Source organism: Tepidimonas sp., from assembly GCF_029335975.1.
Taxonomy (GTDB): Bacteria; Pseudomonadota; Gammaproteobacteria; order Burkholderiales; family Burkholderiaceae_C; genus Tepidimonas.
This window is the reverse complement of sequence record NZ_JARJMT020000078.1, coordinates 15,120-27,468: the sequence shown is the minus strand read 5'-3', so window position 1 is coordinate 27,468 and position 12,349 is coordinate 15,120. Positions and strand designations below refer to the sequence as shown.

General features: G+C 64.3%; 9 protein-coding genes. 3 read left to right on the top strand and 6 right to left on the bottom strand.

All coding sequences use genetic code 11. From position 1 onward, the window contains the following. Positions 1–19 precede the first annotated feature (19 nt). The 3 genes from P3W97_RS04405 to uvrB form a co-directional block, all read right to left on the bottom strand. Entirely contained in the window at positions 20–1,963 is a 1,944-nt protein-coding gene (locus P3W97_RS04405; RefSeq protein ID WP_300844149.1) for an ATP-binding protein, read from the bottom strand. Next, positions 1,960–2,625 carry a response regulator transcription factor gene (locus tag P3W97_RS04400; RefSeq protein WP_300844147.1) on the bottom strand — a complete coding sequence of 222 codons (666 nt, stop codon included), beginning with the start codon at positions 2,623–2,625 and terminating at the stop codon, positions 1,960–1,962. The genes P3W97_RS04405 and P3W97_RS04400 overlap by 4 nt, the downstream gene beginning before the upstream one ends. Positions 2,626–2,687: 62 nt before the next feature. Next, positions 2,688–4,790 carry an excinuclease ABC subunit UvrB gene (gene uvrB, locus P3W97_RS04395; protein ID WP_300844145.1) on the bottom strand — a complete coding sequence of 701 codons (2,103 nt, stop codon included), beginning with the start codon at positions 4,788–4,790 and terminating at the stop codon, positions 2,688–2,690. Positions 4,791–4,858: 68 nt separating this feature from the next. Here uvrB and P3W97_RS04390 point away from each other — a divergent pair, with 68 nt between their 5' ends. From P3W97_RS04390 to rsxB, 3 genes are all read left to right on the top strand, one after another. Beyond that, complete coding sequence (locus P3W97_RS04390; RefSeq protein WP_300844143.1) at positions 4,859–6,055, top strand: amino acid aminotransferase; 1,197 nt, start codon at positions 4,859–4,861, stop codon at positions 6,053–6,055. A 106-nt stretch (positions 6,056–6,161) separates the two neighbouring features. Beyond that, positions 6,162–7,547, top strand: coding sequence for a polyhydroxyalkanoate depolymerase (locus P3W97_RS04385; RefSeq protein WP_300844141.1), 1,386 nt, complete (start codon positions 6,162–6,164; stop codon positions 7,545–7,547). Then, a complete protein-coding gene (rsxB, locus tag P3W97_RS04380) occupies positions 7,544–8,230 on the top strand; it encodes an electron transport complex subunit RsxB (protein WP_300844139.1) in 687 nt (228 codons plus the stop codon). Before P3W97_RS04385 ends, rsxB begins: the two co-directional genes overlap by 4 nt. On the opposite strand, the gene P3W97_RS04375 is transcribed toward rsxB, so the two are convergent. From P3W97_RS04375 to P3W97_RS04365, 3 genes are read right to left on the bottom strand one after another with little or no spacing between them, the layout of a single operon-like run. Further along, on the bottom strand, positions 8,227–8,736 hold the full coding sequence (locus P3W97_RS04375) for a VOC family protein (RefSeq protein ID WP_300844137.1): 510 nt from the start codon (positions 8,734–8,736) through the stop codon (positions 8,227–8,229). The genes rsxB and P3W97_RS04375 overlap by 4 nt on opposite strands. After that, positions 8,733–10,796: an acetyl-CoA carboxylase biotin carboxylase subunit gene (accC, locus tag P3W97_RS04370; RefSeq protein ID WP_300844135.1), complete on the bottom strand. Its 2,064-nt coding sequence runs from the start codon at positions 10,794–10,796 to the stop codon at positions 8,733–8,735. The genes P3W97_RS04375 and accC overlap by 4 nt, the downstream gene beginning before the upstream one ends. A gap of 19 nt (positions 10,797–10,815) precedes the next feature. Continuing rightward, entirely contained in the window at positions 10,816–12,348 is a 1,533-nt protein-coding gene (locus tag P3W97_RS04365) for an acyl-CoA carboxylase subunit beta (RefSeq protein ID WP_300844133.1), read from the bottom strand. Position 12,349: the final 1 nt, after the last annotated feature.

The following is a 12,349-nucleotide window of genomic DNA, read 5'->3' as shown; positions in this document are numbered from 1 at the left end:
TTTTGTCGGGTATATCGCCTCAAGCGTCATACTGCTGCCAATCGCTGTCTGACTCCAGCGTCGGGCCGTGGACGAAGAACACCAGTTCGACCCCTGTGCCGGGATGGGCATCGTAGAAGCGGACATCGGCGCCGATCTTGGCCGCTCGTGTCAGCACGTTGCGCAGCCCGCGTCCTTCGGTCTGACGGATTTCTGGCGGCATACCGACCCCGTCGTCCTCGATCGATAAAACGATGTGCTCATCGCGCAGCCGGGTACTCACCGTGATGCGCCGGGCCCTGGCGTGCTTGACGACGTTGGCAAAAATCTCCTGCAGACAGCGAAACAGGTGCATGACGCCACGCGAGTCCAGCGCCTGAACGGGGGGGACGTCTTGCACCTCCCAGCGCAGCTCGATGCCCGCCGCTTCCAGGGCTGGCCCGAGCCGGCGGCGCAGCGTCCCAAGAATGGCGGGCAAATCCCCTTCCATGGGTTCGAACGAGTCGAGCGTCAGCCGCAGCTCGTCCAGGGCCTGGGTGAGCATGGCCTCGACGCAAGTTCGCTCCAAGGTCGCACCAGCGCTGCGGACCATGTTGAGGGTCTGCACCAACTGACTGCCCAGACCGTCGTGCATATCGCGCATCAGGCGGCGGCGCTCCTCTTCGGCTGCCCGCTGCCGTTCCACCGCTTGCAGGCGCTGGAAGGCGGCTCGCAACTCGGCCTCGCGCTGGGCCACGGTCTGCGCCAGCGTATCGTTGAGGCGGTGCACTGCGCGCGCCCAGGCCGTTGCCCGGTCCACCAACACCCAACCCATGGTCAACATGAGGGCGGAGCCGCCGATCGATGTCCAACGAAGGTCGGCATCGCCCGGAAAGTTGAGCTGCACCACCAGAAAATCGCGCACCGCCGTAATGAGAGTAAACGATGCGACGACGACGACCAGCCGGTGCTCTGCAGAAAACTGCTGCCGCCGCCTGTTGTCGACGACAGCCCAAACCAAGCTGGCGCCCGCCAGTGTGGCCATGGCACCCGCCCACACGCGGTACAAGGTGTAGTCCTGCGTCCACAAAATCCCAAGCATCCAGAACGGAGCCACGGCGATCAGTGACCAGGCCGCCCAGCGCACCCAACGCAGTCGCCCGCCAAACAGCTCTTCCACCGTCAGAATGAAAAACCCCGCGTAGACGCTAAAGGACACGCGGTGGATGAAGAAATAGGTGTCGTAAGGCAGCGGCAAGTCCGGCACGACCGACAACAGCATCCGCACTGCATGGGCCAAGGACGCCATCCCTGCCAGCAGAAACAGACGCTCGCGCAATGATCGCCACATGACGAGGGCCAGGATGCCTGTCAGCAACGACACCATGGCCATCATCCAGGTGCCGGTGACCTGCCAAAAGTGCAGGGTCTGGTAGCGCGACACCAACTGGTCCGCGTCGCCGATGTACACTGGCCACAGCCCGCTGCGCTCCAGCACCTGGGCTTGCACCTGGATCGTCAACTCGTTGTCGGAGGAACGTTCGGCCAACAGTCGCTGCGGCAGCAACACCAGGTGCGGGAACCAGCTTGCGTTGACGCTGCGCTGCTGCGGCGCCTCCCAGCCAAAGCGGTAGACCTCCTCCCCGTTGAGAAGCACCCGCATGCCCATGCCCACCCGGGGGATCAGCAATGCCAGCCGCTGGGGCGACGGCGCCGTCTCGCCGAGCGCCTGCGGCCAGGGCAGAACATAGTCGACGCGGCCCCACCATGCCGGCGCCTCGTCATCCAGCACGTGCGGCAGGGAGACGGCGCGTGCGGGTGTTTGAGGGTCGAGCGGCAGGGTGGCGGTGGCGCGGTACAGATGGACAACCCCCGGCAGGGTGGCGGGCAGCGAGACGCGGTACAAGACGACCAGCAAAATCAGCAACACGCCCCCCACCCACAGCCAGACTCGATCGCTGCGTTGGCTGCGTGGGCGCGGCGGCAGCTCGGTCGAGCCGCTCACAGCAGTCCCCGCGCTTGCGCGGCCCGCACCACCTGCACGCGGGTGCGCACCGCCAGCTTGCGGTAGAGATTTTTGATGTGGGTGCTGACCGTTGCCACGCCGATGTTCAGGCGTTGGGCGATCTCTTTGTTGACATAGCCTTGCGCCACGAGGCGCAGGACCTCGGTTTCGCGCTCCGAGAGCACTGGCGCGCGAGCTTCGGGGCCGCCTCGGGCACTTCCGTTGGATTCAGCCGCGCGAAACTGCTTGAGCAGCATGCGCGCCAGCAGTGGGGAGATCGGCGCGCCCCCTTCGCGGATCTGCTCGATCGCCTCGATCAACTCGCGCTCGGTGCAGCCTTTGAGCACATAGCCGGTGGCTCCCCGCTGCAGAGCCCGAATCAGGCGAGATTCGTCACCGAAAACGGTGAAGACCAAAAGCTCGGCGTCGGGCTTTGCACTGGCCAGCAGCCGCAGCATGTCTTCCCCGGAGCCATCGGGCAAGCCGAGATCGACCAAAAATACATCGGCCAGACTGTTGGGGGCCATGACTTCGGCATGGGCGAAGGTATCCGAATACCCGACCAGACGCCATTCGGGCCGTTGTTTCAATGCCTCTTCGACGAAGCGCAGGATGGACCGATCGTCCTCGATGAGGTAGATCCGCACGATGTCCGATGACATGACCCCTATTGTGGCGAAACCATCCGCACACCGACCTACCCCAAACAGGGGAGGCTTGTCGCTCACAGGGCGGCCTCCCCACCATGCGCCCCCAGCACCCGGTCCTTGAGCTGAGCAAGCTGGTCGCGCACCCGCGCCGCCGCCTCGAACTCCAGGTTGCGCGCGTGCTCCAGCATCTGCTTTTCCAGCCGCTTGATCTCGCGCGCCAGATCTTTTTCATCCATGTCATGGACCCAGGCCGTGGCTTGGCGCACCTCGGCCTGGCGCTGCGCCTGCTCGGCCGCTTTGTCGCTGACGACACCGTCGATGAGGTCTTTGATGCGCTTGTTCACGCCGCGCGGCCTTATCCCATGGGCGGCATTGTGGGCGAGTTGCTTGGCTCGGCGACGCTCGGTCTCGTCGATGGCGCGGCGCATCGAGTCGGTGATGGTGTCGGCGTACAAAATGGCCATGCCGTTGAGGTGGCGGGCGGCGCGGCCGATGGTTTGGATGAGGCTGCGCTCGGCGCGCAAAAAGCCCTCCTTGTCTGCATCCAAAATCGCCACCAGCGACACCTCCGGGATGTCCAGCCCCTCGCGCAGCAGGTTGATGCCCACCAGCACGTCGAAGGCGCCCAGGCGTAAGTCGCGGATGATCTCCACCCGCTCGACGGTGTCCACATCGGAGTGCAGGTAGCGCACGCGCACGCCGTTTTCGCTCAGGTAATCGGTCAGTTGCTCGGCCATGCGCTTGGTCAGCGTCGTCACCAGTACGCGCTCGTCGCGGTCGACGCGCAGGCGGATCTCCTGCAACACGTCGTCCACCTGATGGGTGGCGGGGCGCACCTCCACCACCGGATCGACGAGGCCGGTGGGCCGTACCACCTGCTCCACCACCTGGGAGGAACGGCGCAGCTCATATTCCCCCGGCGTGGCCGAGACGAAGATCACCTGCCGCATGCGCTGCTCGAACTCCTCGAACTTCAGGGGCCGGTTGTCCAAGGCGCTCGGCAGGCGAAAGCCGTATTCCACCAGGGTGGTCTTGCGCGAGCGGTCGCCGTTGTACATGCCACCGAGCTGGCCGATCATTACGTGGCTTTCGTCGAGGAACATCAGCGCATCGCGCGGCAGATAGTCGGTGAGCGTGCTCGGAGGCTCGCCCGGCGCCGCACCCGACAGATGGCGCGTATAGTTCTCGATGCCTTTGCAGTGCCCCACCTCGACCAGCATCTCCAGATCAAAGCGGGTGCGCTGCTCCAGCCGCTGGGCCTCGAGCAGCTTGCCCAGGCCGACCAACTCTTTAAGTCGCGCGTCAAGCTCTTGCTTGATGCCTTCCACCGCCTGCAGAACCTGCTCGCGCGGGGTCACATAATGGCTGCTGGGGTAGATGGTAAAGCGCGGCAGCTTGTGCCGGATACGCCCGGTCAGCGGATCGAACAGCGCCAGCGACTCCACCTCGTCATCGAAGAGCTCGATGCGTACCGCCAGCTCGGAATGCTCGGCGGGGAAGACATCGATGGTGTCGCCGCGCACGCGGAATTTGCCGCGCACGAACTCTTGCTCGTTGCGCTGATACTGCATACGCACCAACTGCGCGATGATGTCGCGCTGCCCCAATCGGTCGCCGGTGCGCAGGGTCAGGATCATTCGGTGATAGTTTTCCGGCTTGCCGATGCCGTAGATGGCGCTAACGGTAGCAACGATGACGACGTCACGCCGCTCCAGCAGACTTTTGGTGCAGGACAGGCGCATCTGCTCGATGTGCTCGTTGATCGCGCTGTCTTTTTCGATATACAGATCGCGCTGCGGCACATAGGCCTCGGGCTGGTAGTAGTCGTAATAGCTGACAAAGTATTCGACCGCGTTTTTTGGAAAGAACTCGCGGAATTCGCTGTAGAGCTGCGCGGCGAGCGTCTTGTTGGGGGCGAATACGATGGCTGGCCGCCCCAGTCGCGCGATCACATTGGCCATGGTGAAGGTTTTGCCTGAGCCCGTCACTCCCAGCAGGGTCTGGAAGGCCTCACCATCTTGCACGCCCTCGACCAGCCGGGCGATGGCTTGTGGCTGATCGCCGGCTGGCGGATAGGGCTGATACAGCTCGAACGGTGAACCTGGAAAGGTCACAAACGTCCCAGGGGTAGCATGGCTGTCGCGCGTGGCGGCATCGACGATCGTCTCGGTGGTCATGGCGGCGGATCGAGGGCGAGCCCCCGGCTAAAATTTCACATTATCCAATTGCCTCTCAAGGATCGCACATGTCGCTCTTCTCCGCCGTCGAAATGGCTCCTCGCGACCCCATCTTGGGCCTGAACGAACAGTTTGCCGCGGACACCCGGCCCAACAAGGTCAACTTGGGCGTTGGTGTGTACTACGACGATGCCGGCAAGCTGCCGCTGCTGGAATGTGTGCGGGCGGCCGAGCAGCGCCTGATGGAAAAGCCCAGCCCCCGCGGCTATTTGCCCATCGACGGCATGCCGGCTTACGTCAACGCGGTCAAGGCCCTGGTATTTGGCGCCGATAGCGAGGCGGTGCGCAGCGGCCGAGTGGCCACGGTACAAGCGCTGGGCGGCACGGGCGGCCTGAAGATTGGCGCCGACTTTTTGAAAAAGCTCACCCCGGCTGCCAAGGTGCTGATCAGCGACCCGAGCTGGGAGAACCACCGGGCCCTGTTTGCCCACGCTGGCTTTGCAGTGGATACCTATGCCTACTACGACGCGGCCAGGCGCGGCGTGAACATGGAAGGCATGCTGGCCAGCCTGCGCGCGGCTGAAGCGGGCACCATCGTCGTGCTGCACGCCTGCTGCCACAACCCCACCGGCTACGACCTAACGCCCGAGCAGTGGGACGCCATCGTAGACGTGGTGCGCGAGCGCGGCCTGGTACCCTTCCTCGACATGGCCTACCAGGGCTTTGGCCACGGCATCGTCGAAGACGGTGCGGCGGTGGGTAAGTTCGTCGCGGCTGGACTGGATGTGTTCGTCTCCACGTCGTTCTCCAAGAGCTTTAGCCTGTATGGCGAGCGCGTCGGCGCGCTGTCGGTGGTGTGTGCCAATAAGGACGAGGCCGACCGCGTGCTGTCGCAACTGAAGATCGTCGTGCGCACCAACTACTCCAACCCCCCCACACACGGCGCCGCCGTGGTGGCGCAGGTGCTCAACACGCCTGAGCTGCGCGCGTTATGGGAACAGGAGCTGGGCGACATGCGCACCCGCATCAAGGCGATGCGCCAGCGGCTGGTGGATGGATTGCGCGCCGCGGGCGTGCGGCAGGATATGTCTTTCATCACTCAGCAGATTGGTATGTTCAGCTACTCCGGGCTGACCCAAGAACAAATGGTGCGTTTGCGCACCGAGTTTGGCGTCTACGGCACCGACACAGGCCGCATGTGCGTGGCTGCCCTCAACAGCCGCAACATCGACGACGTCTGCCGGTCGATCGCAGCCGTCCTCTGATCCGCATGGCTGTCCCCGAGGCGACGCGGCCTCGGGATTCGACCGCATGGCGTGAAAGGTGGCTTCGTGTTATATTTGTTGCACTGCAACATAGACCACCGATGCCATGCTCTATCACCTATACGAGGCCCAGCGGGCTTTGATCGAGCCGTTCTCCGCCTTCGCGCTGGTGGCGGCCAAGCTGTTTGCCAATCCCGCTTCGCCCTTGGCGCAGACGCCGTTTTCGCAGCGCGTCGCAGCCGCCTACGACCTGCTGCACCGCCTGGGCAAAGACTACGAAAAGCCTGAGTTCAGCATCCGCAGCGTGGACATCGACGGGGTGCATGTCGCGGTCCACGAGCGGGTGGAGATCAACAAACCCTTTTGCGAGCTGCGCCGCTTCAAGCGATACTGCGACGACCCCCAAACGCTGCTGCGCCTCAAGGAGCAGCCGGTGGTGCTGATCGTCGCGCCGCTATCGGGACACTACGCGACGCTGCTGCGCGATACGGTGCGCACCATGCTGCGCGACCACAAGGTCTACATCACCGACTGGAAGAACGCCCGTCTCGTACCCCTGAGTGAGGGCGAATTCCACCTGGACGACTATGTCAACTATGTGCAGGAGTTTATCCGCTACCTGCAACGGCAATATGGCAACTGCCATGTGATGAGCGTGTGCCAGCCCACGGTGCCGGTGTTGGCGGCCGTGTCGCTGATGGCCAGCCGTGGCGAGAAGACCCCGCTGTCCATGATCATGATGGGCGGACCGATCGACGCGCGTCGATCTCCCACTGCAGTGAACAATTTGGCGCTGCGGCGCAGCTACTCGTGGTTTGAAAATAACGTGATTTACCGGGTGCCTGCGGGCTTCCCGGGCGAGGGGCGGCGCGTCTATCCGGGATTTTTGCAACATGCCGGCTTCATTGCGATGAACCCGGATCGCCATGTCAACAGCCACTACGACTATTTCAAGCACTTGGTCCAGGGTGACAACGAGAGCGCGGAAGCTCACCGCCAGTTTTACGACGAGTACAACGCGGTGTTGGACATGGATGCCAACTATTACCTAGAGACCATCCGCACGGTGTTCCAAGAGTTCAAACTGGTGCACGGCACCTGGGACGTGCGGGCGCCGGACGGCACACTGGAGCGTGTGCGCCCGCAAGACATTCGGAACACCGGCCTGCTGACGGTCGAAGGCGAACTGGACGACATCTCGGGCAGCGGTCAGACGCGAGCGGCACATGACCTGTGTACCGGGATCGAGCCCCGCGAGCAGCAGCACTTCGAAGTCGCGGGGGCCGGCCATTACGGCATCTTCAGTGGGCGGCGCTGGCGCGAGAAGGTCTACCCCGTGGTGCGGGACTTCATCCTGGCGCACCAACCGCAGACGGGTGGGGCCGATCTGGCCGCCGCCCAGGCCGAGGCCGATTTGATGGCCGCGGCCATCCGCCGTGACGAGCCGGCACTGGTGCGCGGCCCTCGTCGCAAGACCGAACCGGGGGCATGAGCGCAGAGGGGCGATGCGCCAGCGCCGCGACGCTGGCCGACCGCATCGATGCCGCTCTGCCGCAGACGCAGTGCACGCGCTGCGGCTATCCCGATTGCCGCCGCTACGCCGAGGCCATTGCCCGTGGCGAGGCCGATATCGACCGCTGTCCGCCGGGGGGTGAAGAAGGTGTGCGCCGGCTGGCTGCACTGACCGGCCGCGCACCAAAGCCCCTGAATCCTGCCTATGGCACTGAGGGGCCGCTGGGTGTGGCCGTCATCGATGAGACCTGGTGCATCGGCTGCACCTTGTGCATCAAAGCCTGCCCAACCGATGCCATCGTCGGTGCGCACAAGCGCATGCACACCGTCATCGAGCCCTACTGCACGGGGTGCGAGCTGTGCGTCCCGGTGTGCCCGGTAGACTGCATTGCCATGGTCCCCGTCAGCGGTGAGCGACGGGGCTGGGCTGCCTGGTCGCCCCAACAGGCTAAGCAAGCGCGCACCCGCTATGAAGCCCGCCTGGCCCGGCTCGCCCGCGAGGCCGACGAGCAGGCCGAGCGCCGTTTGCACAAGGCCGAAGCCAAGCTGGCCGATCTGCCAGCCCAGTCCAAGCACACCGACCCGGCCGTCCTCGAGCGCAAGCGCGCTTTGATCGAGGCAGCCATCGCGAAGGCGCGCGCAGCCCGCACCACCTCTCCCTAATCGAGCGCCCGCACCGCCGACGGGTCGGCCGCCAGCGCTCGATAAGCCTGGATCACTTCAGGCGGGGCTTGCACCAGCTCGATCAACACGCCCTCCCCGCCCACGGGAAACTCCTCGTTGCCCTTGGGATGAATGAAGCAGATGTCAAAGCCTGCAGCCCCCCGGCGGATGCCACCGGGCGCAAAGCGCACGCCTTGGGCGCTGAGCCATTCGACAGCGCCCGGCAGATCATCCACCCACAGGCCCACATGGTTCAACGGCGTGACGTGCACAGCGGGCTTTTTGTCCGGGTCGAGTGGTTGCATCAGATCCACCTCGACTTTGAACGCACCGGCGCCGATGGCGCATATGTCTTCGTCCACGTTCTCGCGCTCGCTGACGAAGGTGCCGGTCACCTCCAGCCCGAACAAGTCCACCCACAAGCGGCGCAGCCGGGCCTTGTCTGGCCCGCCGATGGCAATTTGTTGGACACCCAGGACGTTGAACGGTCGCACGCGGCCTGTCATCGTTCGAACTCCACGATGGGCTGGTCCACGACCAGTGACTCGCCTTTGCTGGCCAGCACCTTGGCCACCACGCCGTCGGCCGCGGCGAATAGCACGTTTTCCATTTTCATGGCTTCGATGACGGCCACCCGCTCGCCCGCCTGCACGCGCTGGCCCGGCTGCACAGCCACGTCCACCAACAGGCCCGGCATGGGCGAGAGCACGTAGCGGCTCATGTCCGGCGGGGCCTTGAAGGGCATGAGGCGATGCAGTTCTGCCATGCGGGGCGAAACGACCATGGCCTCCAGCCGGGTGCCGTTGTGTTGCACGACCAGGGCCAGCGGATTCTTGGCCGAACCGCGCTCCATCTGGGCGGTGAAAGGCTGGCCGTTGACTTCGCCGGTGATGACGATGTCGTTCAGGCGCGACGCGGAGGTGATTTTGTAGCGCCGTGCCGCCTCGCCCTGCCCCACCAGTACGCTGGCGTAGCCGGTTTCCCCCACGAATTCATCCACATGCACTGGGATGTAGCGGTGCTGGCCATCGGCCGCCAGGGCAATCACGGTGTAGTCCTTGCCCACCTTGACACCGTAGCCAGGCAACTGACCGCTGAGGCCCGTGGCGCGCTCGCGGCTCTTGCGGCGCACGAAGGCGGCCAGGGCGATCAGGAAGTCGGGGTCTTCGTGGGGCACATCCTCGGGCCGGAAGCCGCTGCCATAGTGCTGCGCAATGAAGCCGGTGTTGAACTGGCCCGAGACAAAGTCGGGATGCGCCAGCAGCGCCGACTGGAAGGGAATGTTGCTGTGAATGCCCCGAATGACAAAGCCGTTGAGCGCCTCACGCATCTTGGCGATGGCCTCCGTGCGGTCCTTGCCGTGCACGATGAGCTTGGCGATCATCGAGTCGTAATACATCGGGATTTCGCCGCCTTCGAACACCCCGGTATCTACCCGCACGCCGTAGCGGTGCACGGTATCGGCCTGCCACATGGTCTCTTTGGGCGGGGTGAATCGCACCAGGCGGCCCGTACTGGGCAGAAAGTTGCGCAGCGGGTCTTCGGCGTTGATGCGGCACTCGATGGCCCAGCCTTCGCGCTTGACGTCGGCTTGCGTCAGGGGCAGTTTCTCCCCAGCGGCCACGCGGATCATGAGCTCCACCAGATCCAGCCCGGTGATGCATTCGGTGACCGGATGTTCCACCTGCAACCGGGTGTTCATTTCCAGGAAATAGAAATCCTGGTTTTTGCCGACCACGAACTCCACCGTGCCAGCGCTCTGGTACTGCACCGCTTTGGCCAGGGCCACGGCTTGCTCACCCATGGCGCGGCGCGTGGCCTCGCTGATGAAGGGGCTGGGTGCCTCCTCGATCACCTTTTGGTGGCGGCGCTGGATGGAGCATTCGCGCTCGTTCAGGTAGATCACATTGCCGTGCGCGTCGCCCAGCACCTGGATTTCGATGTGCCGCGGCTGCTCGACGAACTTCTCGATGAAGACGCGATCATCGCCAAAGCTGTTGCGCGCCTCGTTTCGGCACGAGGTGAAGCCCTCCAGCGCCTCCTTGTCGTTGAAGGCCACGCGCAGCCCCTTGCCGCCGCCGCCGGCGCTGGCCTTGATCATCACGGGGTAGCCGATGCCGCGCGCAATCTCCACCGCCTGCTCGGCGGACTCGATCGGGTCATTCCAGCCGGGAATGGTGCTCACGCCGGCCTCCTGGGCCAGTTTTTTGGAGGCGATCTTGTCGCCCATGGCCGCGATGCTGTGGTGCTTCGGTCCGATGAAGACCAGGCCCTCCTCCTCGACACGGCGGGCGAAGTCCTCGTTTTCGGACAGAAAGCCGTAACCCGGGTGAATGGCCTCGGCGCCGGTGGCCTTGGCCGCGGCAATGATCTTGTCGGCCAAGAGGTAGCTCTCGCGGCTGGGCGCCGGGCCCAGCAGCACTGCCTCGTCGGCCAGACGCACATGGCGGGCCTCGCGGTCGGCCTCGGAATAGACGGCCACGGTGGCAATGCCCATCTTGCGGGCGGTGGCGATGACGCGGCAGGCGATCTCGCCGCGGTTGGCAATCAGGATTTTTTTGAACATGGTGTGTGCTCCCCTGCTCTCACAGCGGGATGTTGCCGTGTTTGCGCCACGGGTTTTCGATTTTTTTGTCCTTGAGCATCACCAGCGAGCGGCAGATACGCTTGCGGGTTTCGTGCGGCAGGATGACGTCGTCGATGTAGCCGCGCTCGGCGGCGACGAAGGGGTTGGCAAAGCGCCGCTTGTATTCGGCCTCGCGCTCGGCGAGTTTGGCTGGGTCCTTCTTGTCTTCCCGGAAGATGATTTCCACCGCGCCCTTGGCGCCCATCACGGCGATCTCGGCGTTGGGCCAGGCGAGGTTCACGTCGCCGCGCAGGTGTTTGGAGGCCATCACGTCGTAGGCCCCGCCATAGGCCTTGCGGGTGATGACGGTGATCTTGGGCACAGTGCATTCGGCGTAGGCGTAGAGCAGCTTGGCGCCGTGCTTGATGATGCCGCCGTACTCCTGGCTGGTGCCGGGCATGAAGCCGGGCACGTCCACAAAGGTGATGACGGGGATGTTGAAGGCGTCACAAAACCGCACGAAGCGCGCGGCCTTGATGCTGCTCTTGATGTCCAAGCAACCCGCCAACACCAGCGGCTGGTTGGCCACGATGCCCACCGTCTGGCCATCCATGCGCGCGAAGCCGACGATGATGTTCTTGGCGTAGTCGGGCTGGATTTCGAAGAAGTCGCCGTCATCGACCGTCTTGAGGATGAGCTCCTTCATGTCGTAGGGCTTGTTCGGGTTGTCGGGCACCAACGTATCCAAGCTGCGTTCGACACGGTCGATCGGGTCGCCGCTGGGGCGCACCGGAGGCTTTTCGCGGTTGTTCAGTGGCAAATAGTTGAACAAGCGGCGCAGCATGAGCAAGGCTTCCACGTCGTTGTCGAACGCGCCATCGGCCACGCCGCTTTTGGTGGTGTGGGTGATGGCGCCGCCCAGCTCTTCGGCGGTGACCTCCTCGTGCGTCACGGCCTTGACCACCTCCGGGCCGGTGACGAACATGTAGGAGCTGTCCTTGACCATGAAGATGAAGTCGGTCATAGCCGGCGAATACACCGCCCCGCCCGCGCAGGGGCCCATGATCATGCTGATCTGTGGAATCACGCCGCTGGCCATGACGTTGCGCTGAAATACCTCGGCATAGCCGCCCAGCGAGGCCACGCCTTCCTGAATGCGCGCGCCACCGGAGTCGTTCAGGCCAATGACCGGCGCGCCGACCTTCATCGCCTGGTCCATGATCTTGCAGATCTTCTCGGCATGCGCCTCGGAGAGCGCACCGCCAAAGACGGTGAAATCCTGGCTGAAAACGAACACCAAGCGGCCGTTGATCATGCCGTAGCCGGTGACCACGCCGTCGCCAGGCACCTTCTGCTCGGTCATGCCGAAGTCGGTGCAGCGGTGCTCGACGAACATGTCCCATTCCTCGAAGGTGCCTTCGTCGAGCAGGACTTCGATGCGCTCGCGCGCGGTGAGCTTGCCTTTGGCGTGCTGCGCCTCGATGCGCTTGGGGCCGCCGCCCAGGCGGGCGGCGGCGCGCTTGCGCTCGAGCTGCTCGAGAATGTCTTGCATA